At 73.4% G+C, this 24972-nt stretch carries 23 protein-coding genes and 1 pseudogene; 11 read left to right on the forward strand and 13 right to left on the reverse strand.

Annotation, left to right across the window (positions count from 1 at the left end):
- Positions 1-4: 4 nt before the first annotated feature.
- The gene (locus ABZ898_RS25585) at positions 5-391 is read right to left on the reverse strand and encodes a PPOX class F420-dependent oxidoreductase (protein ID WP_361663324.1); all 387 of its coding nucleotides are present in this window, start codon (positions 389-391) and stop codon (positions 5-7) included.
- Positions 392-553: 162 nt separating this feature from the next.
- Between ABZ898_RS25585 and ABZ898_RS25590 the strand changes: the two genes are divergently transcribed.
- Together ABZ898_RS25590 and ABZ898_RS25595 are read left to right on the forward strand one after the other, a co-directional pair.
- A complete protein-coding gene (locus ABZ898_RS25590; protein ID WP_361663327.1) occupies positions 554-1384 on the forward strand; it encodes an SAM-dependent methyltransferase in 831 nt (276 codons plus the stop codon).
- 136 nt (positions 1385-1520) lie between these two features.
- On the forward strand, positions 1521-2897 hold the full coding sequence (locus tag ABZ898_RS25595; RefSeq protein ID WP_361663329.1) for a S1 family peptidase: 1377 nt from the start codon (positions 1521-1523) through the stop codon (positions 2895-2897).
- A gap of 81 nt (positions 2898-2978) precedes the next feature.
- On the opposite strand, the gene ABZ898_RS25600 is transcribed toward ABZ898_RS25595, so the two are convergent.
- From ABZ898_RS25600 to ABZ898_RS25625, 6 genes are all read right to left on the reverse strand, one after another.
- A complete protein-coding gene (locus ABZ898_RS25600; protein ID WP_217462260.1) occupies positions 2979-3164 on the reverse strand; it encodes a hypothetical protein in 186 nt (61 codons plus the stop codon).
- Between the two features lie 143 nt (positions 3165-3307).
- On the reverse strand, positions 3308-4003 hold the full coding sequence (locus ABZ898_RS25605; RefSeq protein ID WP_361663445.1) for a L,D-transpeptidase family protein: 696 nt from the start codon (positions 4001-4003) through the stop codon (positions 3308-3310).
- A gap of 143 nt (positions 4004-4146) precedes the next feature.
- A complete protein-coding gene (locus ABZ898_RS25610; protein WP_361663332.1) occupies positions 4147-4953 on the reverse strand; it encodes an SDR family NAD(P)-dependent oxidoreductase in 807 nt (268 codons plus the stop codon).
- 78 nt (positions 4954-5031) lie between these two features.
- Positions 5032-5661: an MBL fold metallo-hydrolase gene (locus ABZ898_RS25615; protein WP_361663335.1), complete on the reverse strand. Its 630-nt coding sequence runs from the start codon at positions 5659-5661 to the stop codon at positions 5032-5034.
- Positions 5661-6749, reverse strand: coding sequence for an S-(hydroxymethyl)mycothiol dehydrogenase (locus ABZ898_RS25620; protein WP_361663338.1), 1089 nt, complete (start codon positions 6747-6749; stop codon positions 5661-5663). The genes ABZ898_RS25615 and ABZ898_RS25620 overlap by 1 nt, the downstream gene beginning before the upstream one ends.
- Before the next feature lie 168 nt (positions 6750-6917).
- A complete protein-coding gene (locus ABZ898_RS25625) occupies positions 6918-7217 on the reverse strand; it encodes a hypothetical protein (protein ID WP_361663341.1) in 300 nt (99 codons plus the stop codon).
- A 171-nt stretch (positions 7218-7388) separates the two neighbouring features.
- Between ABZ898_RS25625 and ABZ898_RS25630 the strand changes: the two genes are divergently transcribed.
- Positions 7389-7754 (forward strand): nuclear transport factor 2 family protein, encoded by a 366-nt coding sequence (locus ABZ898_RS25630; protein ID WP_361663344.1) that lies wholly within the window; start codon positions 7389-7391, stop codon positions 7752-7754.
- Positions 7742-7972: a hypothetical protein gene (locus ABZ898_RS25635; RefSeq protein ID WP_361663347.1), complete on the forward strand. Its 231-nt coding sequence runs from the start codon at positions 7742-7744 to the stop codon at positions 7970-7972. Before ABZ898_RS25630 ends, ABZ898_RS25635 begins: the two co-directional genes overlap by 13 nt.
- Here ABZ898_RS25635 and ABZ898_RS25640 read toward each other — a convergent pair.
- Entirely contained in the window at positions 7959-8987 is a 1029-nt protein-coding gene (locus ABZ898_RS25640) for an alcohol dehydrogenase (protein WP_361663350.1), read from the reverse strand. The genes ABZ898_RS25635 and ABZ898_RS25640 overlap by 14 nt on opposite strands.
- An 80-nt stretch (positions 8988-9067) precedes the next feature.
- Positions 9068-9235: pseudogene (locus ABZ898_RS25645) on the reverse strand (YfcE family phosphodiesterase); the annotation flags it as partial.
- 120 nt (positions 9236-9355) lie between these two features.
- Here ABZ898_RS25645 and ABZ898_RS25650 point away from each other — a divergent pair.
- Together ABZ898_RS25650 and ABZ898_RS25655 are read left to right on the forward strand one after the other, a co-directional pair.
- Positions 9356-9793 (forward strand): MarR family transcriptional regulator, encoded by a 438-nt coding sequence (locus tag ABZ898_RS25650; protein WP_361663352.1) that lies wholly within the window; start codon positions 9356-9358, stop codon positions 9791-9793.
- Between the two features lie 50 nt (positions 9794-9843).
- Complete coding sequence (locus ABZ898_RS25655; protein WP_361663355.1) at positions 9844-10428, forward strand: hydrolase; 585 nt, start codon at positions 9844-9846, stop codon at positions 10426-10428.
- 17 nt (positions 10429-10445) lie between these two features.
- Here the strand turns inward: ABZ898_RS25655 and ABZ898_RS25660 are convergent, their stop codons facing one another.
- Together ABZ898_RS25660 and ABZ898_RS25665 are read right to left on the reverse strand one after the other, a co-directional pair.
- Positions 10446-10715 (reverse strand): hypothetical protein, encoded by a 270-nt coding sequence (locus tag ABZ898_RS25660; protein WP_361663358.1) that lies wholly within the window; start codon positions 10713-10715, stop codon positions 10446-10448.
- A gap of 139 nt (positions 10716-10854) precedes the next feature.
- A complete protein-coding gene (locus ABZ898_RS25665; protein ID WP_361663361.1) occupies positions 10855-13308 on the reverse strand; it encodes a SpoIIE family protein phosphatase in 2454 nt (817 codons plus the stop codon).
- A 251-nt stretch (positions 13309-13559) separates the two neighbouring features.
- Between ABZ898_RS25665 and ABZ898_RS25670 the strand changes: the two genes are divergently transcribed.
- Positions 13560-15692, forward strand: coding sequence for a SpoIIE family protein phosphatase (locus ABZ898_RS25670; RefSeq protein WP_361663364.1), 2133 nt, complete (start codon positions 13560-13562; stop codon positions 15690-15692).
- A gap of 58 nt (positions 15693-15750) precedes the next feature.
- On the opposite strand, the gene ABZ898_RS25675 is transcribed toward ABZ898_RS25670, so the two are convergent.
- Positions 15751-17157 (reverse strand): S1 family peptidase, encoded by a 1407-nt coding sequence (locus ABZ898_RS25675; RefSeq protein ID WP_361663367.1) that lies wholly within the window; start codon positions 17155-17157, stop codon positions 15751-15753.
- 658 nt (positions 17158-17815) lie between these two features.
- Here ABZ898_RS25675 and ABZ898_RS25680 point away from each other — a divergent pair.
- The 4 genes from ABZ898_RS25680 (at position 17816) to ABZ898_RS25695 (ending at position 23993) form a co-directional block, all read left to right on the forward strand.
- The gene (locus ABZ898_RS25680) at positions 17816-18031 is read left to right on the forward strand and encodes a hypothetical protein (protein WP_030805100.1); all 216 of its coding nucleotides are present in this window, start codon (positions 17816-17818) and stop codon (positions 18029-18031) included.
- 106 nt (positions 18032-18137) lie between these two features.
- On the forward strand, positions 18138-18944 hold the full coding sequence (locus ABZ898_RS25685) for an HlyD family efflux transporter periplasmic adaptor subunit (protein ID WP_361663370.1): 807 nt from the start codon (positions 18138-18140) through the stop codon (positions 18942-18944).
- Positions 18941-21175 carry an NHLP family bacteriocin export ABC transporter peptidase/permease/ATPase subunit gene (locus ABZ898_RS25690; protein ID WP_361663373.1) on the forward strand — a complete coding sequence of 745 codons (2235 nt, stop codon included), beginning with the start codon at positions 18941-18943 and terminating at the stop codon, positions 21173-21175. Before ABZ898_RS25685 ends, ABZ898_RS25690 begins: the two co-directional genes overlap by 4 nt.
- Before the next feature lies 1 nt (position 21176).
- The gene (locus ABZ898_RS25695; RefSeq protein ID WP_361663375.1) at positions 21177-23993 is read left to right on the forward strand and encodes an NHLP bacteriocin export ABC transporter permease/ATPase subunit; all 2817 of its coding nucleotides are present in this window, start codon (positions 21177-21179) and stop codon (positions 23991-23993) included.
- A gap of 187 nt (positions 23994-24180) precedes the next feature.
- Here the strand turns inward: ABZ898_RS25695 and ABZ898_RS25700 are convergent, their stop codons facing one another.
- Positions 24181-24603 (reverse strand): subtilase-type protease inhibitor, encoded by a 423-nt coding sequence (locus ABZ898_RS25700; protein ID WP_361663378.1) that lies wholly within the window; start codon positions 24601-24603, stop codon positions 24181-24183.
- Positions 24604-24972: the final 369 nt, after the last annotated feature.

The raw sequence follows: 24972 nt of genomic DNA on the forward strand, positions 1-24972 counted from the left end.
CGCCTCAGGCCGGCAGTGTCACCCTGATGCCCACCGTGCCCTCGGTGCCGCGCCGCAGTCTGCTGCCGAGCAGGGTGAGCCGGCCGGCGATGCCGTACTTGCGGGCGATCAGGGTGCGGTAGCGGGCGGTGGTGGCGGGGTCGGCGATCTCGGCGGTCGCCTCGCGCTGGGGACCGGTGGGGCGGCCGCGCATGTCGCAGGGGCCGACGAGGACGTCCGCGCGGCGGCGGATGCGCTTGACCTTGTAGCTGTCGGCGGCGGTCCAGACACCGAGGGCGTCGCCGTCCACGACGACCCAGACCGGCGTGGCCACCGGAGTGCCGTCCTTGCGGTAGCTGGTGACCAGCAGATACTTGCCCGAGCCGAGCTGGGCCATGAGCGCGTCGTTCATGGCCGGAGTCTATGCGGCGGGCCCCGCGGGGCCGCGGGCGACACCTCCTCCACCCCGGCGGCGCCGGTCAATGCGGCGGACCTGCGGCGAGGAGCAACTCCGGCGTCTACATTGCGTCTTGACCGGTACCTCTCGTCCCAGGCACCCCAGGAGCTGACCCCCGTGACCGACAACCCGGCCGCCACCAACGACGTTGCCGTGTCCCTGCGCGCCCGCGTCAACACCGGCCAGCCGCACACCGCCCGCATCTGGAACTACTGGCTCGGCGGCAAGGACAACTACGAGGTCGACCGCGCGGCGGGCGACCAGATCCGCCTTCTACACCCGGGCATCGGCGAGTACGCCCGTCACGACCGTCTCTTCCTGGGCCGCGCGGTGCGCCACCTGGTCGGCGAGGTGGGCATCCGGCAGTTCCTGGACATCGGCACCGGTCTGCCCACCGCCGACAACACGCACGAGGTCGCCCAGAGCATGGCGCCGGAGACGCGGATCGTCTACGTCGACAACGACCCGCTGGTCCTCGCCCACGCCCGCGCCCTGCTCACCAGCACCCCCGAGGGCCACACCGACTACCTGGACGAGGATCTGCGCAACATCGACGCGATCTTCGAACACGCCGCCAAGACCCTGGACTTCAGCAAGCCCGTCGCCCTGATGCTGCTCGGCGTGGTCATCTTCATCGGCGACGACGAGGACCCGTACGCCCTGGTGCGGCGCCTGGTGGACCGGCTGCCCGAGGGCAGCTACCTGGTGCTCTCCCACACCGTCACCAGCCCGGCGATGCCGGACGTGGACGAGGCGGTGAAGTTCTGGAACGAGCACGGCACCCCCAAGCTCACCCAGCGCACCCCCGAGGACGTGACCCGCTTCTTCGACGGCCTGGAGCTGCTGGAGCCGGGCGTGGTGTCCTGCTCGCGCTGGCGTCCGGAGGGCGCCGGAGAGGACGAGCCGGAGGAGGTCGCCATGTTCGGCGGGGTGGCCCGCAAGAAGTGACCCCGGCCGCCGGGCGGAATCGCACCCTCCGGTGAACACTCGCCGCCCGCGTCCCGTACTGACGGGGGGCGCTCATGACCGCAGCGCCCGGTGCCGCCGGTACGGGCGGCGCTCGCTCGGGGTTCGGGAGTCTGGCATGAGGCACGCACGACGGCGGGTCGTCCGGCGAGTGACACGGCTGGCGGCGGTCGGCGGACTCCTCCTGGGCACAGGGATGGTCGCGCAGGCCGCCATGGCGGGCGAGACGCCGGCCCCGCCCGCGGCGACCTTCAGCGCGGCGGGCACGGCCGGGGGCAAGGGCGCGGCACTGGCGGCGGAGCTCGGCACGGCCCGCTCGGCGGGCAACTGGGTGGACGCCCAGGGCCGGCCGGTCGTCGCGGTGACCGACGAGCGGGCCGCCGCCGAGGTGCGGGAGCGGGGGGCGCAGGCCAAGGTGGTCGGCCACAGCATGAACGAGCTGCGGTCGGCCACGGCCGCGCTGCGCTCGGCGCCCCGGGTGACGGGCACCGCGTGGGCGGTGGACTACCGGACCAACCGGATCGTGGTGAGCGGCGACCGCACGGTGTCGTCCGGGGACTGGACGAAGATGACCCAGGTCGCCTCGCGCATCGGCGACTTCGTGACGATGCGGCGCACCCAGGGCACGTTCACCACGCGGCTCAACGGCGCCCAGCCGATCCTGTCGACGGGGGGCCGCTGCTCGGCGGGGTTCAACGTGACCGACGGGCAGAAGGACTTCATCCTCACCGCCGGCCACTGCGGGCCGACGGGCTCCATCTGGTTCGCGGACGGCCAGGGCACCCGGCAGCTGGGCGCGACGGTGAACAGCAGCTTCCCCGGCGGTGACTTCTCCCTCGTGCAGTACGACACCGGCGAGGCGGGCCAGGGTGCCGACGTGGTCGCGGTCGGCGGCGGCAAGGGGGTGCGGATCACCGGGTCGGCCGACGCCGCGGTGGGCCAGCGGGTGTTCCGCAGCGGCAGCACCAGCGGGCTGCGCGACGGCCAGGTGACGGCGCTCGGCGCGACCGTGAACTACCCCGAGGGCACGGTCACCGGGCTGATCGAGACCGACGTGTGCGCCGAACCCGGCGACAGCGGCGGCCCGATGTTCTCCGACGGCGTGGCGCTCGGCATCACCTCGGGCGGCAACGGCGACTGCACGGCCGGCGGTACGACGTTCTTCCAGCCGGTGACGAAGGCCCTCGCGGCGCTGAACGTCAAGCTCATCACCGCCACCCCGCCGCCCGGCGCCGCCGCCGGCGCCTCCCCCGCCGCAACGGCCGAGGCCGGCCGCGGCGGGATGACCCCGAGCGCGGCCAGGCCGGGCGCCTCGGCCCCGGTGACCGGGGTGGCGGGGGAGACCCTGCTGGCCCGGCTGACCGACACCCGCAACGTCGGTCCGGGCCTGCTGGTGATCGCGGGCAGTGTGATCGCGCTCGTCGCCACCCGGTACATCCGCGCCGAGCAGGACCGCAAGGCGTACCAGCGCTACTACTCCGCGACCTGGGGCTGACCCCCCGGGCCGGGGCACGGCAAAGGAGGGCACCCGGTCATGGGTGCCCTCTCGACGTTGCGACGGTGGCTGCGGGTCCGGTCAGACCGAGCGGCGCGGCATAGGGGCCGCGGCGGCCCACTCCATCACGAGGCGCTGGTACTCCGCGCGCTGCTCGCTGGTCAGGATGCCGCCCGACCGGCGCCACAGGGCCCGGATCTCCTCGTTGACCTCCGCGGCCGAGCGCCCGCAGGAGGCTTCAGCAGTGGTGGACATGGTGTGAAGCATATGCCGGTCCCCGTGAAGGCAGCGTGAATAAGTACCCGCGATACGGGCATTTCGGACCGTGTTGCTCATCACGTCAAGAAGCCGTGCGGAAGGGCGAGTTCACTTGCGTCCGGCCACCCCGCCCGTCCGCTCGCGGCTGCGGCTCAGGTGCCGGGCTTGCGGCCGTAGACGTAGACGTCGTCGCCGTTCTTCAGCAGTGACCAGTACTTCTTCGCGTCCGTCTTGGTCATGTTCACGCAGCCGTGGGAGCCCGGCGGGTTCCACACGCTGACCCCCACCGAGTGGAACGCCTGCCCGCCGTCGAAGAACTGGCTGTAGGGCATCGGCACGTCGTACAGGCTGGAGACGTGGTCGATGTCACGCCAGTAGACCTTCTTCAGGCCGGTGCGGGTCTCGTACTTGTCGCGGCCGGTGCGCACGGGGACGGGGCCGTGGACCAGCTTCCTGCCGTCCTGGACCCAGCTGAGCTGGAGCGTGAGGTTCACGCAGGCGATGCGGCCCTTGTTGGTCGGGCACTTGCCGTCCTTGTTGGGGTTCTTCCCCACGGCCTTCTGCCGGTTCATGAGGTCCATCACACCCCAGGTGACGGGTCCGGCGTAGCCGATGTTCGGGGTGATGCCGTGCTTGTTCTGGAAGCTGCGGATGGCCGAGCAGTCCCCCGAGGACTGCTTGCCGTCCACCGTGCGGCCGAGGAACCGCTCCACCTGCTTCTGGTACGGACCCGCCTTGCTCGTGCAGCTCGCGGCCTGGGCCGGTGTGGCGGTGACGGCGAGCGTGAGCGGCGCGACCAGCGCACCGACCCCGAGTGCGACGGCTCCCCGTCTGCGTATGTCGCCCATGGTCGGCCCCATCCCTTCTCCCCTGCGGGTCCCGGGGACCTCCCCCGGGCGGCGCCCCGTGCGTTCCGGGGCCTTCGGCCTACTAGACCGGCTCGTCGGCCGGATGGTTGTGTTTCCGGCATGCTGTGACGAAACGGTGAACTTTACCTCCGCCCCGCGCCGCTCCCGTCCAGCGCGGTACGGAACCCGGTGTGCACGGACGTCAGGCCGCCGTCGACGACGAGGGTGGTGCCGGTGATCCAGGCGGCGTCGCGGGAGGCGAGGAAGGCGACGGCCGCCGCGATGTCCTCGGGCTCGCCGACCCGGCCCAGCGGGTAGCAGCCGCTCACGGCGTCGAGGTCGTCGTCGCGGCCCTCCCAGGCGGAGGTGCGCACGGTGCCCGGTGCGACCAGGTTCACCCGCACCCCGCGCGCGGCCGCCTGCCCGGCGAGGGTACGGGTCAGGGAGCCGAGGCCGGCCTTGGCGGCGCTGTAGGCGTGGTTGCCGAAGTCCATCAGGCCGTTGACCGAGCCGATGCTGACGACGGCGCCGCGCCCGGAGGCGGCGAGGTGGGGCAGCGCGGCCCGGCAGCAGCGGCGGACGCCGCCCAGAGTGATGTCGAGGTCACGGGCCCAGGACTCGTCGGGGTCGTCCTCGAAGGCCGGGCCGTCCGCGGAGCAGTGGGCGGCGCAGTTCACCAGGACGTCGAGCGAGCCGAACGCGGCGGCCGCGCGGGCGACGGCCGCGTCGACCGCCCCCTGGTCCGCCACGTCGCACACCGCCGCCTCGGCCAGCAGGCCCTCCCGGCGCAGGGCGGCCGCGACGTGCTCCGCCTCCGGGGCGTCCCGGTCGGTGACCAGGACCCGCGCGCCCTCCTGGGCGAGGCGCCGGGCGACGGCCGCGCCGATGCCCCGGCCCGCGCCCGTGACGAGGGCGCCGTGGCCCGTGAAGCGGTGGGTGAGATCGGTCATGGGCCGACGGTAGGGCAGCGGGGGCCACCGCGACAGAGGCCGTACGGTCGCGGTGGCCGCCCGTCGGGGCGGTGCGGCTCAGTGACCGCGTTCGATCCACTCCTGGAGGTGGCCCGCCTCGTCGCCGATGGTCGTCGGGTCGCCGTGGCCGGTGAGCACCTTGGTCTCCGGCGGGAGAGTGAGCAGCCGGTCGCGGATGGAGTCGATGATCGTCGGGAAGTGCGAGTACGACCGCCCGGTGGCGCCCGGTCCGCCCTGGAAGAGGGTGTCCCCGCTGAACACGGCGCCCAGGCCCGGATCGTAGAGGCAGACGGCGCCGGGGGCGTGACCGGGCGTGTGCAGCACGGTCAGGTCGGCACCGGCGGTCTCCAGCACCTGACCGTCCACCAGGTGCTCGTCGGGCTCGCGGCCGGGGTGGGTGAGCCGCCACAGCGGCAGGTCGTCGGGGTGCAGCCAGATCGTGGCACCGGTGAGGTCGGCCAGCGCGGGGGCGGCGTTGACGTGGTCGTTGTGCGCGTGGGTGCACACGATCGCGGTGAGCCGGCGGTCGCCGACGGCCGCGAGGACGGCCTCGGCGTCATGGGCCGGGTCGATGACGACGGCCTCGTGGTCGTCGCCGACGATCCACACGTTGTTGTCGACGTCCCAGGTACCGCCGTCGAGGGTGAACTGGCCGGAGGTGACGAGGCGTTCGATACGGGCGGTCATCAGAACACCACCACCGAGCGCAGCACGTCGCCGTGGTGCATCCGCTCGAACGCCTCTTCCACCTGCTCCAGCGCGATGGTCTCGGTGACGAAGGCGTCCAGCGGCAGGCGGCCCTGGAGGTGCAGGTCGATCAGCATCGGGAAGTCCCGCGAGGGCAGACAGTCGCCGTACCAGGAGGACTTGAGGGAGCCGCCCCGGCCGAACACGTCGAGCAGGGGGAGTTCGAGCTTCATCTCGGGGGTGGGCACGCCGACGAGGACGACGGTGCCGGCCAGGTCGCGGGCGTAGAACGCCTGCTTGTAGGTCTCGGGGCGGCCCACCGCGTCGATCACCACGTCGGCGCCGAAGCCGCCGGTGAGTGCGCGGATCGCCTCGACCGGGTCGGTCTCCTTGGAGTTGACCGTGTCGGTGGCGCCGAGCGTGCGCGCCTTCTCCAGCTTGCGGTCGTCGATGTCGACGGCGATGATCCGGCCGGCCCCGGCCAGGGCCGCGCCCGCGATGGCCGCGTCGCCGACGCCGCCGCAGCCGATGACGGCGACGGAGTCGCCCCGGCCGACGGCGCCGGTGTTGATGGCCGCGCCGATGCCCGCCATGACACCGCAGCCGAGCAGCCCGGCGACGGCCGGGGAGACCCCGGGGGCGACCTTGGTGCACTGCCCGGCCGCGACCAGGGTCTTCTCCGCGAAGGCACCGATGCCGAGCGCGGGGGTCAGCTCCTGGCCGGTGGAGGCGAGGGTCATCTTCTGCTTGGCGTTGTGGGTGTTGAAGCAGTACCAGGGGCGGCCGCGCAGACAGGCCCGGCAGTTGCCGCACACCGCACGCCAGTTGAGGATCACGAAGTCACCGGGCGCCACGTCGGTGACTCCCTCCCCCACCGACTCCACGACACCGGCGGCCTCGTGGCCGAGCAGGAAGGGGTAGTCGTCGGAGATGCCGCCCTGCTTGTAGTGCAGGTCGGTGTGGCAGACACCGCACGCCTGGATGTCGACGACGGCCTCGCCGGGGCCCGGATCGGGGATCACGATGGTCTCGATCCGTACCGGCTCGTCCTTCCCCGGTGCGACAACGCCGCGTACTTCCTGCGCCATGGCCTGGCCCCTTTTCGTCGGTGTCCCTACGCTTGCGACCCTACGCCACGGGAGCCTGCCGGGAGGGCTCGGCGAGGGCGTGGACCAGCGGGTTCTCCCCGGCACGGCGAAGGGCCGCCCGGTCACGGACGGCCCTCGCGGACAAGGCTGTTCGAAGCCGGCGGCGGTCTAGAGACCGGGGAGCAGCCCGGTGACGGGAGCGGCGAGGTCGGTGAGCTGGTGCAGTTCGTTCAGCCGGTTCAGGTCGCTGACCTGGTTCAGGCCGCGCAACTGCTCGCCGACCCGCGGGACCTGGCTCTGGGCCTCGGGGGGAAGCTCGCTCAGGGCGACGTCGTCCAGCACGGTCATCGGGTTGATCTGACCGCCGGCCGGTGCGCTCGCGTCGGCCGCGTTCGCCATGGGTGCGACAAGGCCCGTGACACCGGCGGCCAGACCGACGGCGGCGACGATGCGTCGTGTTGAGATCATGCCCCGCACAACGGCCGTACCCCCGTGCCGGACACGGGCGGTGGCCGTCGCTCACCCGTCAGGCGGACGCGGTCTCGTGCGTTTGCCGTGTCCGCCCGGGCGGAGGAGTCTCGGATGTGGGCCCCTGCGGCCCGCCGCCCGCCGGGCCGCGGGCGTACCGAGGAGGTCACCATGGGCAGCAGACAAGACACCGCCTTCACCGCCGAGACCCTGCGCGAGGCGATCGAGGCGGACTCCGGAGCCGGCCTGCTCGCGCTGTACGAGGACGACGCGCAGATCCGCGTCATCGACCAGTCCGACCAGCCGAGCCATCCCAAGGTGCTGCGCGGGCGCGGCGAGATCGAGGAGATGCTCGCCGACATCTACAGCCGCGAGATGATCCACCGGCTCGACCAGTGCGTCATCGAGGGCGACCGCGCGGCGTTCACCGAGTCGTGCCAGTACCCGAACGGCAACAAGGTCTACGCCGAGTCCATGGTCATTCTGCGCGACGGCCGGATCTCCGAGCAGATCCTGATCCAGGCATGGGACGACTAGGCGCGAGGCTCGCGCGGGTCCAGGTCAGTTCCCGGCTGACCTGGACTTTCTCGGCACGTATCGGGCCGGACCCGGCGCGTTCGCGGCCGGTGGCCGCCCGGCCGGCCGGGGTGGTGCGCTGCTCGGGGCGGCTGGCGCGCGCGGTGCTGCGGGCGGTGCGGCCGCGGCTGCCGCTGCCGCACCGCTCCCGCGGCGACCGGGCCGTCAGCCGGTGGTGAGGACCATCCGGAAGCGGGCCTCACCGGCGAGCATCTTCCGGTAGGCCGCCTCCGCGTCGGCCAGCGGTACGCTCTCGCTCATCGGGCGGATGCCGTGCAGCACGCTGAACTCCATGGTGTCCTGCACGTCCTGCGAGGTGCCGGAGGGATGGCCCTTGACCTCCCGGCCGGCCATCAGGAGCTGGACCGGGCTGATGTCCAGCGGTTCGGTGGTGGCGCCGATGGCCACGAGCTGGCCGCGCGGGGCGAGGCCGTCCACGGTGGCCGACATCGCGGCGGAGTTCCCGGCGGTGGCCAGCACCACCTTGGCCCCGCCGAGCGCCTGGAGCGCCTCGGCGACGGAGGTGTCCGAGGTGCTGTCGACGTAGTGGTGGGCGCCCAGTTCCCGGGCGAAGTCGGCCTTCTCCGCCCCGCGCGCCACGGCGACGGTCTCGAAGCCCATCGCGGCCGCGTACTGCACCCCGAGATGGCCGAGGCCGCCGAGGCCGAGGACCGCGACGAGGTCGCCGCCGGGCCGGGCGTCGGTGTGCCGCAGGGCGTTGAAGGTGGTCACGCCCGCGCAGGCCATGGGCCCGGCGTCCGCCGCGGCCAGGCCCTCCGGGATGCGGGCGAGCGCGTCGACGGGGGCGATCACCTGCTCGGCGAATCCACCGTCGTAGGCCCAGCCGGGCACCTGGAGGCGGACGCACATGATGAAGTCGCCCTGGCGGCAGGGCTTGCACCAGCCGCAGCTGCCGCCGAACCAGCCGACCGCGACCCGGTCACCGACCTGCCAGTCCCGCTCCGCCGCGCCCTCGCCCAGCGCCGCGATCCGCCCGGCGATCTCGTGTCCAGGGACCTCGGGGAAGGTGACGCCGGGCAGGGCGCCGTCGACGAACAGGGCGTCGCTGTGGCAGATCCCGCACGCCTCCACGGCGATCCGCACATGGCCGGGGCCGGGCTGCCGGACCTCCCGCTCGACCAGCTCGAAGCCGCCGCCGGGGCTCGTCACCTGCGCCACTCGGTAGGTACTCATACGCCTCTCCGGGGAACGTCGGGAAAGGGCCGCCAGGGCCCTCGCTCCAGCAGACCAGCACCACCCCGATCCCGCGCGCCGAGGCCGACGCCGGGGAACCTACCGGCGCAGCGCGCCTCGCGGCCGCGGGCCGGGCCGGTCTCGTGGACCACGCCGAAGCGCAGGCCGCCCAGCCCGGCGTACGCCACCTCGGGGAGCCGCTTGGCGCGCCCTGGCAGGTGGGTGTCGGACATCAGGAGCAGGCGCACCTCACCAGCGTAGGGACACGGCGGCGTGGGGGCAGCGCGACGTACGGACACCGCAATGGGCAGGTAAAACTGAACAGTCCGGACTGGACAGTCTGGGCTGATCCTTCCTACGGTGGCGGCATGGTCCACATCTCCGGCTCGGCCGCCCGCGCGGCACGCGATCTGCGGGTGGTGTTCAGCCGGCTGCGGCGCCGTATCCGTGAGGTGGCGCGGGACGCCGATCTCACGCCGCCGCAGGAGTCCGCGCTCTCCCTGGTCGGCAAGCACGGCGCGGCCACCGCGAGCGCCCTCGCGGCGGCGGAGGGGGTGCGCCCGCAGTCCATGGCGGCCACCCTCGCGGCGCTGGACCAGCAGGGGCTGATCCGGCGCGCCCCCGACCCGGACGACGGCCGCCGCCAGCTCGTCACCCTGACCGAGGCGGGCCGCACCCGCGTCGAGGGCAACCGGCAGCTGCGCGAGGAGTGGCTGGCCCGCGCCTTCCAGGACCGGTTCACCGAGGAGGAACGGGAGACCGTCCTGACCGCGCTGGAACTGCTGGAACGCCTGTCGCGCCCCTGACCCCCCGGGCCCCCCGCGGCCCTCTGCTCCCCCCTCGAAAGGCCCGACGCATGTCCGTCACCACGCTCGACCCCCGTACCGCCCTCGTCGTGATCGACCTCCAGGCCGGCATCACGGCGATGCCCGTCCAGCCGCACTCCGCCGCCGACGTGGTGGCCCGCAGCGCCGAGCTGGCCGACGCCTTCCGCGCCCGTGACCTGCCCGTGGTGCTGGTCCGCGTCTCCTTCGCCGCCGACGGCGCGGACGCCGTGCCCGGCCGCACCGAGCGCCAGGCGCGCGGCCTGTCCTTCCCGGAGGGCTGGGACGTCGTCGTCGACGAGCTGTCCGGGCACCCCGGCGACATCCACGTCACCAAGCACAACTGGTCCGCCCTGTTCGGCACCGACCTGGAGGTGCAGCTGCGCCGCCGGGGCGTCACGCAGATCGTGCTGACCGGCATCGCCACCAGCATCGGCGTGGAGTCCACCGCCCGTGACGCGTACGCGGCCGGGTACCACGTCACCCTGGCCACGGACGCCATGTCCGACGCGGACGCCGAGGCGCACGCGAACAGCGTGGAGCGGATCTTCCCGCGCCTCGGTGAGAGCGGCACGACGGCCGAGATCCTCAACCTGCTGGCCAAGACCCACGCCTGAGAGGCCGTGGCGGGCGGTCAGTCCCCGGCGGCGGCCGCCCGCTCGACCTCGGCCTCGACCTCGGCGCGGGCCCGCCCGGTCTCGCGCGCGTACTCGCTCAGCGCGGTCTGCACGTCCCTGGCCAGGTCCCGCCAGGCGCGCAGGGCGGTCTCGTACGTCCCGGACTGCGCGCCGGTCATCGCCCGCTCGGCCGGGGGCCCGTAGGTGTCCCGCAGCTCGTCCACGGTGGCGTGGGCCGCGGCGGCCGCGCGCTGCTTCTGGACCAGTTCTTCGAAGGTGTGTGCCACACCAACCGACCCTAGGCTCACCGGCCGAACCCGCCACTCGGGGCCGCCGTCCGCACCCTCCGCCGGGGTCCGTCTTAGGGCCTCGTCGCCCGCCTCACCGAGGTTGCTCATCCCCCACCCGCCCCTCACGCCTCGTCCGTCACGCCTCGTCCGTCACGAGATCCGCCCAGACCTGTTTGCCGCCGCTGACCGGGACGGTGCCCCAGGCGTCGGAGACGGCCTCGACCAGCAGGATGCCCCTGCCGCCGGTGGCCTCCCAGCCGACGCTGGTCGGCTTCAGAGGGCCGCGCGGCGAGGAGTCGGTCACCGCGATGCGCAGCCGGTGGCCGACCAGGCTGAGGTCGAGCCGCACCTGCCCCTCGGTGTGGACGAGGGCGTTGGTGACCAGCTCGGACACGACCAGCAGCGCGGTGTCGGCGCTGTCCCTCGGCAGCTCCCAGGCCCGCAGGGTGCGGCGTACGAAGCGGCGGGCGTGCCGTACCGCCTCCGGGACGCGCCACACGCTCCAGCTCTCGCGCAGCGGGCGGACGGCCATGCCGTCGTAGCGGACCAGCAGCAGCGCCACGTCGTCGCCCCGGTGGGCGCCCGCGAGCAGGGCGTCGGCGGTCTGTCCGAGGTGGGCGGGGTCGGCGGCGGCGAGGTCGCGGGCGAGCCGGTCCATGCCGGTGTCGAGGTCGGTGCCCGCGGACTCGACCAGGCCGTCGGTGGTGAGCGCGAGGACCGTGCCGGGTCTCAGCTTCAGCGGGGTCATCGGGTACTCCGCGCGGGTGAGCACCCCGAGCGGCGGGCCGCCCTCGGCCTGCACCGTCTCCGTGGTGCCGTCCGGGTGGCGCAGCACGGGCTGCGGATGCCCGGCGCGCGCGCACAGCGCGGTGCCCTGCTCCATGTCGATGTCGACGTACACGCAGGTGGCGAAGAGGTCGGTCTCCATGTCCAGCAGCAGCCGGTTGGCGTGGGCGACGACCACGTCGGGCGGGTGTCCCTCGGCGGCGTAGGCGCGCAGGGCGGTGCGCATCTGGCCCATGAGGGTGGCGGCGCCCGCGTTGTGGCCCTGGACGTCGCCGATGACGAAGGCAACGTGGTTGTCGGCCAGCGGGATCACGTCGTACCAGTCGCCGCCGACCTCGAGACCCTCGGTGGCGGGCAGGTAGCGGGCGACGGCCTCGGCGCCGGGCAGGCGGGGCAGCCGGTGCGGCAGCAGGGTGCGCTGGAGCATGCCGACGAGTTCGTGCTCGGCGTCGAAGGCGTGGGCGCGGCGCAGGGCCTGTCCGGCGAGGGCGGCGCAGGCGGTGAGCAGGGCCCGCTCGTCGGGCGCGAAGTCGTGCGGGCGGTCCCAGCCGATCAGGCACGCCCCGGCCATCCGGCCGCCCGCGGGCAGCGGGAGCACCGCGAGGCCGCCGGGGCCGACCCCGGCGAGGCCGGGTTCCAGGCTGGAGCCGGCGGGCCATATGTGGGCGCGGCCGTCGCTGAGCGCGGCGGCGAGGGCGGGCATCGCACGCACCGGGGCGTCGGGCCACTCGCCGCGCCATTCGGCGCGCCACAGTTCCGGCCACGCCTCGGGTTCGGGCGGGTCGAGGACGGTGACGACGAGCCGGTCGTTCTCCAGTTCGGCCAGGGCGATGCGGTCGGCGCGCAGCGGCTTGCGCAGGGCGTCGACGACGGCCTGGCCGACGTCCCTGACGGTGCCCGCGGTGGCGAGGTCGGCGGCGAGGCGCTGCACGCGGGCCACGTCGGTGCCGTCGGAGCGGAGCTTGGAGGCGTCGGCGACGGTGCCGACGAGCCGGGCGGGGCGCCCCTCGCCGCCGGGCAGGGGCCGGCCGCGCAGCCGGAGCCAGCGGGGCACGCCGGAGGGCTGGCGGACGCGGAACTCCAGTTCGCGTTCGCCGAGGGAGATGTGGTCGGCCTCGACGACGGACATCAGCGCGGGCAGGTCCTCGGGCACGGTGAGCCCGAGCAGCGTCTCGACCTTGCCGTCGAAGCCGTCGCGCTCCAGCCCGAAGAGGCGCAGGATCTCGTCGCCGACCTCGACGCGGCCGGTGTCCATGGCGAGGCTGAAGGCGTCGGCGGCGGGTTCGGGGGTGCCGGCCGGGGCGGGTGCGGGGGCGGCGACGGCGCGGGCGATCAGTTCCAGTACGGCTCTCTCGTCGGGGCCGAAGCCGCCGGGTCCGTCCGCGACCGCGAGCAGGCAGCCGCCGCCCGGCCCGGCAAGGGGCAGCGCGGCCAGGGAGAAGTCCGGGGCGGGCGTACGGGCGGCTCGGGCGTCGTCGGCCGGTGCGGCGGGGGCGGGCCAGCTGGTCCGCCCGGTGCGGTGGGCTTCGGCGGCGGGCGTGCTGCCGTCGGCGGGGCAGGTGTCGCTCAGGCCGTAGAGGGTGTGGGGCAGACCGGCGGACTCGGCCAGGCGCAGCACGGGCGGGTCGCCCTCGGGGACGTACACCCCGGCGAACGCGGCGCCCGCGAGGACGAGCGCCTGTTCCAGGACGCGGCGGAGGCGGTCCGGTCCCGCGGGCTGGGCCATGAGTGTGGCGAGGACGTGCTCGGCACGCCCGGCTCCCGTTCTGCGCACCGCAGCACCCTCGCTCGCCACGTTGGCCATTACAGCGCGTGCGGGCGCGCGGCGCAGCCCCTGTGCACCGACCGCGCGCGGTTTTTCCCTTCCGCGCGATTGCCGTGAATGCCCGCGAAGGCTCCCGTAACCACTTGATCCGCACCCGGAATGGGCAGCGCCCGGGCGGGGTACTCGGTCGTGTCACCAGGCGTGGGACACGTCTGCGCGCCCACGGCGCGCGGTGTCCCCGGGCACACGGCCGTGGCTCCGGACACGCGCCGTGCGAGGAGGTGGTCGGCGTGGCCGGTACGCCGGGTCCCGCGCGGGAGCCCCCGGTGGCCACCGGGGCCGGACGGCCGCTGCTCTCCGTCGCCCTGACCGCGATGATGGAGGACGTGGGCGCGCACTCGGGCGCGGTCTACCTCCTCCGACCGGACGTGCCGGTGCTGGAGATGGCGGTGATGGCGGGCCTGCCCCGGGCGTTCGCCGCGCCGTGGGAGCGGGTCGGGGTGAGCGCGCCGATCCCGGTGGCGGAGGCCGTGCGGCTGCGCCGGCCGGTGTGGGTCGGCGGCGGGGAGGAGATGGCGCGCCGTTTCCCGAGGGTCGCGGTGGTGCTGCCGTACCCCTTCGCGCTGGCGGCGCTGCCACTGGCGACGGAGGAGACCGTGTACGGCTCGGTGTTCGTGACCTGGCCGGCCGGGCACGGCCCGGAGCTGTCCGAGCGGGAGCGGGCGCTGCTGGCGGCGGGGGGCGAGCGGCTGACGCGGCTGCTGGAGCGGGCCCTGGCCGAGAACCGGACGCTGGGCCCCGAGCACGACCTGGTCGCGTCGCCGGACGCGGCCGCCGCGGACGCGCAGGGCCCGCTGGAGGCGGCGCGCATGGTGGCGCGGTTGCCGTACGGGCTGGTGTCGATGGATCTGCACGGGCGGATCGGGCACGTCAACGCGGCGGCCGCCGAACTCCTCGGCCGTCCCGCCGGGGAGCTGCTGGGCACGCTGCCCTGGGTCTCGGTGCCGTGGCTCAACGACCCGGTGTACGAGGACCGGTACCGGGCCGCGCTGATCAGCGGCCGTCCGGCCTCCTTCGTGGCGCTGCGCCCGCCCGGCCACTGGCTGTCCTTCCGGCTCTATCCGGGCAGCACCGGGCTGAGCGTGCGCATCACGCGCGTGCGGGTGCTGACGGAGCGTACGGACGAGGCGGGCGGGTCCGGGCCGCACCGGCTGGTGACGATCTCGCGGCTGCTGAGCCTGACGGGGGCGCTGACCGAGGCGGTGGCGGTGGACGATCTGGTCCAGCTCATCGCGGACGAGGTGGGCCCAGCGGTCGGCAGCCACGCCCTGGTGCTGCTCGCCTCCGAGGAGGGGCGGATGCGGGTGCTCGGGCACCGCGGCTTCCCCGACGAGCGGGTGGTGCGGTGGTTCCACGGCATGCCGCTGACCGAACGGACGCCGGGGACACGGGCGTTGAGCAGCGGGGTGCCGGCGTTCTTCGAGTCGGTGGAGCATCTGGAGCGGCTGTATCCGGTGCGGCGCGAGACCCGGGACGGCTTCGCGGCCTGGGCGTATCTGCCGCTGGTCGCCTCCGGGCGCCCGGTGGGCACGTGTGTGCTGGCGTACGCGGAGCCGCACCCCTTCCCCGCCGAGGAGCGGGCCGTGCTCACCAGTCTGGGCGGGCTGATCGCCCAGGCGCTGGAGCGGACCCTGCTGTACGACGCGAAGCACCGGCTGGCGCACGGTCTCCAGGAGGCGCTGCTGCCGCACTCGCTGTCCCCGCCGCCCGGTATCGAGGCGGCCGCGCGGTATCTCCCCGCGACGCGGGGCATGGACATCGGCGGCGACTTCTACGACCTGGTGCCGACCCGGCCGCAGGCGTCCGCCGTCATCGGGGACGTGGAGGGGCACAACGTGACGGCGGCGGCCCTGATGGGCCAGATCCGCACCGGTGTCCGCGCGTACAGCGCGGTCGGGCAGTCCTCGGGCGAGGTGATGGGCAGCACCAACCGGCTGCTGATGGACCTCGGCACCGAACTGTTCGCCAGTTGTCTCTATCTCCGCCTCGACCCGGCGCACGGCCAGGCGGTGATGGCGCGGGCCGGGCATCCGCCGCCGCTGCTCAGGCAGCCGGACGGCCGGGTGCGGGTGCTGGACCTGGCCGGGGGCCCGCTGCTCGGCGTCGACGCGGGGGCGACGTATCCGACGACGGACGTCTCGCTCGCGCCGGGTGCGGTGCTCGCCCTCTATACGGACGGCCTGGTGGAGTCGCCCGGTGTGGACATAGAGGAGGCGCTGGTCGATCTGGGCGCGCTGTTCTCGGAGGCGGGCCACGGCCCGCTGGAGGAGGTGGCGGACGCGCTGGTCCGGCACGGCACGGCGGGCCGGGACCGGGTGGACGACGTGGCCGTGCTGCTTCTCCGGGCGCGGGACGGGAACTGACGCCCCGGCACGCGGACGGTCCGGCCCTCCCGCCGGAGGGCCGGACCGTCGCGGTGGCTCAGTGCGAGCCGGTCAGGGAGGAGGTCCCGCCGCGCCGGCCGGAACGGTGATCGTGCTTGGTGCCCTGCTGGTCGGCCGCGGCACCCTGCTCGTCGGCACCGGCACCCGCCTGGTCGTCGGCGCCCGCGCCCGCGCCGGCCTGGTCGTCGGCGCCGCCGCCGATCTGGTCGCCGCCCGCCTGGTCACCGGCCCCGGCCTCGTCGCCCGCACCGGCCTGGTCGCCCGCACCGGCTTCGTCACCGGCGCCGGCCTCGCCGCCGCCCGCGCCCGCGCCGCCGTCGCCGAGGGTGGCGCCGGTGGCCGCGAGGGCGGTGGTGACGGGCTGGAAGAAGGTCTCGCCGCCGCTGGTGCAGTCGCCGCTGCCGCCGGAGGTCAGGCCGATCGCCGCGCCCTCCTGGGTGAACAGCGAGCCGCCGCTGTCGCCAGGCTCGGCGCACACGTCGGTCTGGATGAGGCCGGTGACGGTGTCGACACCGCTGGGGTCGGTCTCGCTCTGGAAGTTGACGGTGGCGTCGAGGCCGGTGACCTGGCCGTCGTGCAGTCCGGTGGTGGAGCCCATGCGGAGCACGGTGGAGCCGACCGTGGCCTCGGCGGCCCCGGTGATCTGCACGGTCTGCCCGTTGCCCGCGTTGACCTCGCTCGGCGCCTCGGTCGCCGGGTCGTCGTACTTGACGAGGGAGAAGTCGCCCTCGCCGGGGAAGGTGGCCTGGTCCACGGTGGCGACGGGCTGGCCGGTCTCGGAGTCGGACCACTGCTCGGCCGCGACCCCGCAGTGACCCGCCGTCAGGAAGGCGGGGGCGCCGTCGGATGCGGTGACGTTGAAGCCGAGGGAGCAGCGGATGTTGCCGCCCTGCGCCTGGGCGAAGATCGCGTCGCCGCCGGAGACGAAGGGCTTGAAGGTGCCGCCCGTCTTCTTCAGCGTGGCGGTGCCGGAGCCGAGACCGTCGACGGTGGACTCCAGCCGGTCCCACTTGGCCCCGGTGACCGTGCTGTCGGCGCTGACGATCACCTTGTTGGTGCGCGGGTCGACGGCCCAGGCGGTGCCGGGGATGGCGGCCTTGGTCCGCAGGGTCCGCGCGGCGGACTGGAGGTCGGCGGTGCTGTTCTCCACCTGCCGTACGACGACGCCCGCACTCTTCGCACGTGCGACGGCGTCACCGTCACCGACCGCGTTGACGACGAGCTGCTGCTTGGCGCTGTCGTAGTAGGAGCCGGCGAACTGACCGCCGAGGGACTGCTTCAACCGGGCGGCGAGCGTGGTCGCGTCGGCGGCCTTGAGGGTCCTCGCGGTGCCCGCCGTGGCCGCGTCCTTGTCCTGCGACGCGTTGGCGTTGGGCAGCAGCAGGGCCGCCGCTCCGAGCGCCGCGACACCGCCCACCGCTATCGCGGCCTTCCGCTTGGGCATGCGCTTGTGACTCAACTTCTCGACCTCCTGGGTGCGGGGGTCTGCCGCTGTCGGGCAGTTCGTAGGGGGGATGCCGGCTGGCCACATGTACGGGCGGTCCACCCGCCGCGTTCAATTCCATTTGCCAACTTCGTTGTGTGCGTGGGGAATCAGCCATGACGGCACCCGCCCCCGCACCCCGGACACACGATCACGGAGAGCAATGGACGTGTCGCCCTGCGTCCAGCGCGGGGTGCGGAATCCCTGCTTCAGGGAATCTGCACATCGCGCGCCCAACGAGGTCACGGACAAAGGGGTTTCCGCACACGCTCACGTGTCCCGGACACGCCTTTGGCGCGGTGTGCCGGATTCGCGTTACCGGCGGTAGTGGAGACGGCGCGACGATGGCGCGGGGAATGTGGAGGAACCTCAGGCGCGGCGTGCGCGCGTCTGCACGAATGGACCCTACTGTGCGCCGAACTCGCTGGTGAGAGCCCTGGACAAGTGGAATCGGGCGCGGCGCGCGTGCTTTGATCCATCGCATCGCGGGGCCCGCCCCAGGGCTGCCGGAGACGGCGGCCGGAAGGACCGGGAGCTTCCCCGCGATCGCGGCCGTCATCTGTCCCCAGAGGGGGCCGCTCTCCCCCTTGTGAAGACCCATACGAAGGGAAGTTCCATCATGAACTCCACCCCCCGTGTCGAGACCGTCGAGATCTCGGACGCCGAGCTGGACAACGTCTCCGGCGGTCTGTCCGTGAACGCCCTCTCCACCGTGACCGGTGCCGTCAACGGCATCGCCCCGGTTTCGGGCCTGGTGGACACCGCCGTCGGCACCGTCGAGGGTGTCACCGGCCTGAACACGGCCCCGGTCACCGGCCTGGTCGCCGGTCTCTGACCGCACCTCGGTGTAACCGAGAGTCCCGGACCCCTCGTGGGTCCGGGACTCTCGGGCGTCCCGAAACAGTCCGTGACATCGTCTCTCCTCGGGTGAGGGAAGTTCCGTGCAGTTCCGCCAACAGGCCCTCGCCAAGCTCCAGTCGCCGGAGGATCTCGACCTCCCGGTGCGGCTGGCACGCCCGCAGGGATGGCTCGTCCTCGGGATCACCGTCGTCGTGATGGCGGCGGCATCGGTCTGGGCGGTGACCGGTTCGGTCGCCTCCACCGTGAGCGCGCCCGCCATCCTCACGCACGGCCAGGGCAGTTACATCCTCCAGAGTCCCGTGGCCGGTCAGGTCACCGGCGTGCTCGCCAAGCAGGGCCAGCACCTGCCCGCGAACGCCCCCGTGCTCAAGGTCCGTACCGCGCAGGGCGATTCGGTCATCCGTACCGTCGCCGCCGGCCGGATCACCGCGCTGGCCGCGACCATCGGGCAGATCGTGCAGACCGGCGCCGACGTGGCCGCCGTGGAGAAGGTCGCCCACGACGCGGACCCCCTGTACGCGACCGTCTACGTGCCCGCCGAGAACGCGGCCGCCATCCCGGCCCACGCCACTGTCGACCTGACCGTGTCGTCCGTGCCCGCCGAGCGCTACGGCGTGCTGCGCGGCAAGGTGAAGTCGGTGGACCGCACGGCGCAGTCGGCCCAGTCGATCGGCGCGTTCCTCGGGGACAGCCAGCTCGGCGAGCAGTTCACACGCAAGGGCCGCCCGGTCGCCGTACTCGTCACGCTGGACAAGTCCTCGTCGGCGAGGAGCGGTTACCGCTGGTCGTCGTCCGGAGGTCCGCCCTTCGGGCTCGACTCCATGACCCTGGCCTCCGGTTCGGTCCGGCTGACCGACCAGCGCCCGATCGATTGGCTTCTCCCGTGACCGCCCCGACCGACACCGCGCAGGAGAACCGAGGTCGCAGACGGGCCGCGCCCGCCCGCCGCCCGGTGCCCAAACCCCGTGGCGGCACGGTCCGTACGCCCACCGTGCTCCAGATGGAGGCCGTCGAGTGCGGCGCCGCCTCCCTGGCCATGGTGCTGGGCCACTACGGGCGGCATGTCCCGCTGGAGGAGCTCCGCATCGCCTGCGGTGTCTCCCGTGACGGCTCGCGCGCCAGCAACCTGCTGAAGGCGGCCCGGAGTTACGGGCTGACCGCCAAGGGCATGCAGATGGACCTGGCGGCGCTCGCCGAGGTGCGCGCCCCGGCCATCCTGTTCTGGGAGTTCAACCACTACGTCGTCTTCGACGGCATGGGCCGCCGCTTCGGTCGGCGCGGGGTGTACATCAACGACCCCGCCAAGGGCCGCCGTTTCGTGCCCATGGAGGAGTTCGACGGCAGCTTCACCGGCGTGGTGCTGGTGCTGGAGCCCGGCGAGGAGTTCAGCAAGGGCGGACGCAGGCCCGGCGTGCTCGGCGCGATGCCCGCCCGGCTGCGCGGCACGGCGGGCACCCTGCCCGCGGCGGTGCTGGCGAGCCTGCTGCTGGTCGCGGTGGGCGCGGCCGTCCCGGCGCTGAGCCGGACCTACATCGACATGTTCCTGATCGGCGGCCAGAGCTCGCTGCTCGGCACGCTGTTCGCGTCCATGGCGACCTGTGTGGCGCTGACCCTGGTGCTGACCTGGCTCCAGCAGGCCAACCTGCTGCACGGCCGGATCATCTCCTCCACGCTGTCCAGCGCCCGGTTCCTGCGCCACCTGCTGCGGCTGCCGGTCACCTTCTTCTCCCAGCGCTCCCCCGCCGACCTGGTGCAGCGCCTGCAGTCCAACGACCAGGTGGCCGAGACCCTGGCCCGCGACCTCGCGGCGGCGGGCGTCGACGCGATCGTGGTCGTGCTGTACGCCGTACTGCTCTACACCTACGATCCGCAGCTCACCTTCGTCGGCATCGGCGTGGCCCTGCTGAACATCGTGGCGATGCGGCTGGTGATCCGGCTGCGCGCGACCGGGACCGCGAGGCTGCGCGCGGACACCGCGCGGCTGACCAACACCTCGTACACCGGTCTCCAGCTCATCGAGACGATGAAGGCGACCGGCGGCGAGGACGGCTACTTCCGCAAGTGGGCCGGGCAGCACGCGGCGACGCTGGAGGAGCAGCAGAAGCTCGGGGTGCCGAGCGCCTGGCTGGGTGTGGTCGCGCCGACGCTGGCCACCTTCAACAGCGCGCTGATCCTGTGGATCGGCGGCCTCAGGGCGGTCGAGGGGCACATCTCGGTCGGTCTGCTGGTGGCGTTCCAGGCGCTGGTGGCCCGCTTCACCGCGCCGCTGACCCGGCTCAACGGCGTGGCGGGCCGCATCCAGGACTTCGCGGCCGACGTGGCCCGGCTGAAGGACGTGGAGAACTTCCAGGCCGACCCGCTGTACGCGCGCCCGCAGGGCGCCGACGACACCCGCAGGCTGCGCGGGCACGTCGAGCTGGAGGGTGTCACCTTCGGCTACAGCCCTCTGGACAAACCGCTGCTGAACGAGTTCGACCTGACGGTGGGTCCGGGTCAGCAGGTGGCCCTGGTGGGCGGCTCGGGCAGCGGCAAGTCGACGGTGTCCCGGCTGATCTCGGGGCTGTACGCGCCCTGGGAGGGCGTGATCCGGATCGACGGCCGCCGCCTGGAGGACATCCCGCGCGGCGCGCTCGCCGCCTCGGTGTCCTTCGTGGACCAGGAGGTGTTCCTCTTCGAGGGCTCGGTCCGCGACAACGTGGCGCTGTGGGACCCCTCGATCCCGGACGAGGCCGTGGAGGAGGCGCTGCGGGACGCGGCGCTGTACGACGTGGTGGCGCGCAGGCCGGGCGGGGTGCACAGCAAGGTGGAGCAGGACGGCCGCAACTTCTCCGGCGGCCAGCGCCAGCGGCTGGAGATCGCGCGGGCGCTGGTGCGCCGGCCCAGCATCCTGGTGCTGGACGAGGTGACCAGCGCGCTGGACGCGGAGACGGAGCTGACGGTGATGGACAACCTGCGCCGGCGCGGCTGCGCCTGCGTGGTGATCGCCCACCGGCTGTCCACGGTCCGCGACAGCGACGAGATCGTGGTGCTCCAGCACGGCACGGTCGTGGAGCGGGGCAGGCACGAGGAGCTGGTGGCGCGCGGTGGCGCGTACGCGGCGCTGGTCAGGGAGCGGTGAGATGACGTCCACGCACGAAGGTGATCTGGTGCTGGGCGCCCTCGGCTCGCTGGGTACGCGGGTCGACTGCGCCGGGCTGAACCGGCTGGATCTCGAAGGACCGCAAGTGCTCTGGCTGGTGGCGGCCGGCGCGCTCGACCTGTTCGCTGTGGACGCCGCCGAGCAGGGCCACTGGCACCATCTGGGCCGGGTGGAGGCGGGCGCGCTGCTGCTGGGCCCGGTCGCCGGACCCCAGCACACCCTGGTGGCCCGCCCGGTGCGGGACTGCGTGGTGCACCGGGTGAACCTGCGCGAGCTGTACCAGGGCGCGCAGACCGAGACCTGGTCGTACGACGAGTACGGCAACCCGCAGTACGTGCCGCCCGCCTCCAGCCCGCTGGAGTACGCCCTCGCGCTCGGCGTGGGCCGCGGCCTGTCGGTGCTGTTCCAGGCGCCGCTGGCCGAGGACCGCTCGGTGGCGCCCTCGGACGACGACGTGTTCTGGATGCAGGTGCCGCCGGGCAGTGTGCACTACGGCTCGATGTACGGCGCCGAGGCGGCGGCCGACCTGCTGATGGACCCGGCGCTGTGGCAGAGCCTGGTCGACCAGCAGTACCGGCTGCTGACCGCGCTGGACCGCTGGATCGAGCAGCTGGAGCGCACCCACGAGACGCGGGCGGCGGCCGGTATCAAGGCCGGTGAGGCGGTGCGCGCCCAGGCCGACCAGACGCTGCTGGCCTCCATCGGAAAGCGCTCCGCGCGGCGGACGACCGCGGCCGACACGGACGCCGGGTACGCGGCCTGCCGTCTGGTCGCGCAGGCGGCCGGGATCACGCTGGCCGATCCGGCGCGCGGGATCGGCGAGAGCGAGCGGCTGGACCCGGTGGAGCGGGTGGCGCTGGCCTCGCGGGTGCGTATCCGCGCGGTGCGTCTGGAGGGCCGCTGGTGGCGGGAGAACGTGGGCCCGCTCGTCGGGCACCGGGCGCTGTCCGGGGCACCGGTGGCGCTGCTGTGGCGGCGCGGCGGCTATGTCGCCGTACAGCCGGCGACCGGCCGGGAGACGCCGGTGGAGAAGGCGAACGCGGAGGAGTTCGAGCCGCGTGCGGTGATGTTCTACCGGCCGCTGCCCGAGCGGCGGCTGGGACCTCTCGGCCTGCTGCGGTTCAGCCTGGGCGGGACCCGGAACGATCTGCTGAACCTGCTGCTGGCGGGGCTGGTGACGGTGGTGATCGGCGCGCTGGTGCCCATCGCCACCGGCAAGGTCCTCGGCGAGTACGTGCCGCAGGCGCGGGAGAACCTGATCGCGCAGGTGTGTCTCGCGGTGATGCTCAGCGGGGTGGTGTCGGCGGCGTTCACGCTGCTGGAGAACCTGACCATCCTGCGGCTGGAGGGCCGGATCGAGGGCGCGCTGCAACCGGCGGTCTGGGACCGGCTGCTGAGGCTGCCGACCCGGTTCTTCGGCGGGCGTTCCACCGGTGAGCTGGCGAGTGCCGCGATGGGCATCAGCTCGATCCGGCGGCTGCTTGCGGGCGTGGGCCCGGTGGTGGCGCAGTCGGTGACAGTGGGCGGGATGAACGTCGGCCTGCTGCTGTACTACAGCGTGCCGATGGCGCTGGCCGCGATCGGGATGCTCGTGGTCATCGCCGCGGTCTTCCTGGGGCTCGGGCTGTGGCAGGTGCGCTGGCAGCGGCGGCTGGTGACGCTCGGCAACAAGCTGAACAACCAGGCGTTCCAGACCCTGCGCGGTCTGCCCAAGCTGCGGGTGGCGTCGGCGGAGAACTACGCGTACGCCGCGTGGGCCGGTGAGTTCGCGCGCAGCCGGGAGCTCCAGCAGAAGGTCGGCCGGATCAAGAACCTCAGCTCGGTGCTGGGCGCGGTGTACCTGCCGGTCTGCACGCTGGTGATGTTCATGCTGCTGGCGGGCCCGGCGAAGGGCGCGATGTCGGCGGCCTCCTTCCTCACCTTCAGCACGGCGGTGACGATGGTGCTGACCTCGGTCACCCAGCTCACCGGCGCCTTCGTGTCGGCGGTGGCGGCGCTGCCGCTGTTCGAGGAGATCCGTCCGGTGCTGGACGCCACCCCGGAGGTGCGGGCGGGCAGCACCCGGCCGGGCACGCTGACCGGCGCTCTCGAGGCCCGGCGGCTGTCGTTCCGCTACTCCGACGACGGTCCGCTGGTCCTGGACGACGTGTCCTTCGCGGTGCGTCCCGGCGAGTTCGTCGCGGTGGTCGGCCCGAGCGGCTGCGGCAAGTCGACCCTGCTGCGGCTGCTGATCGGCTTCGACAAGCCGGTCTCCGGCAGTGTGCTGTACGACGGTCAGGATCTGGCCGCGCTGGACCAGTCGGCGGTGCGGCGGCAGTGCGGGGTGGTGCTCCAGCACGCGCAGCCGTTCAACGGGTCGATCATGGACGTGGTCTGCGGCACCGAGCCGTACTCGCCGGAGGAGGTCATGGCGGCGATCGAGCTGGCGGGCCTGGCGGAGGACGTGCGGCGGATGCCGATGGGGCTGCACACGATCGTCGCGGGGAGCGGTGCCGTCTCGGGCGGGCAGCGCCAGCGGCTGATGATCGCGCAGGCGCTGATCCGCCGGCCGCGCATCCTCTTCTTCGACGAGGCGACCAGCGCCCTGGACAACGACACCCAGCGCACGGTCATCGAGTCCACCCGCAAGCTGAACGCCACCCGGGTGGTCATCGCGCACCGGCTGTCCACCGTGATGGACGCGGACCGGGTGGTGGTGATGGAGGACGGCAAGGTGATCCAGCAGGGCACCCCCGCCGAACTGCTCGCCGACACCGGTGGCCGGCTGCACGAACTGGTGCGCAGGCAGATGGCGTAGGGGTGGGTGTGCCGCTTCCCGGCGAGGCCCCCCACGGACCTGGCCGGGAAGCGGCTGTGGGTCCGGAAGGCGGCGGCCCCACTCCGCCTCGCCCTCCCGGTACGGGATCGCCGGCTGCTCCGCTCCAGGGGCCGCACTCCCCATTGACGAAACCGACCCGGCGGCACGGAGACCGTGCGATCCCGGTCTAGAACGCGAAGACGCTGCTGCCGAGCGCGTCCTTCGCGCAAGCGTTGCCGAACGTGCGCTCGTAGGAAACCCGTTGGCCCTGCCACACACCCTGGACGGTGACGACCACGGGGTCGTACAGCCGGGTGCAGTGGACGTCCGCGCGGGCCTTGAGGGCGCTGAAGTCGCCTCTGACGCCGCGCAGTTCGGCGCAGGCTTCCGCCGCGGCCGGGTGGGTGCCGGTGGCCGTCGGAGCGCAGCTCAGGGTGACGGCGCGCTCCGGGGTGACCGTGGTCGCGCTGTCACCGTGGCCGGTGGTGAGGACCAGTGCCGAGGGCGCGTACAGGGAGGCGGGCGCGGCTACGGCGGAACCGGTCAGGGGTCCGCAGACGGCGGCGGCGGTGAGGCCGAGGGCCGCGGCCCAGCGCGCGGTGTTCCGCATGGTGTGCATCCTTCCGCTCGATCATTGAGGGTGTGCCGGCCGGTGCCCGGTGGGGCGCCGCGACGGCGAGCGCCACTCTGCCGAGTCCGCGGGCGGAACACACATCCCACCCATGACTTTCAGTAACATTGCGTATTGAATCAGTGGCGCGAAGTCACGGAATTCGAACACGTCGACCCCGTAACGCCGGGGATTCCGAACACGCGCACCGGCCCGATGGCCGGAACTCACCGCCTGCGCAATCGGCCTGAAACATTCCGCTCCCCCGCGCCGGGGCCGCTTTCACGATCCGCCCGTGACACCTTCACGATTCCTCGCGTTCGCGCGGGTTTCGCCGGACCGGGCGGATGGGCGAACCCTCCATCGCGG

Source organism: Streptomyces sp. NPDC046860, from assembly GCF_040645115.1.
Lineage (GTDB): Bacteria > Actinomycetota > Actinomycetes > Streptomycetales > Streptomycetaceae > Streptomyces.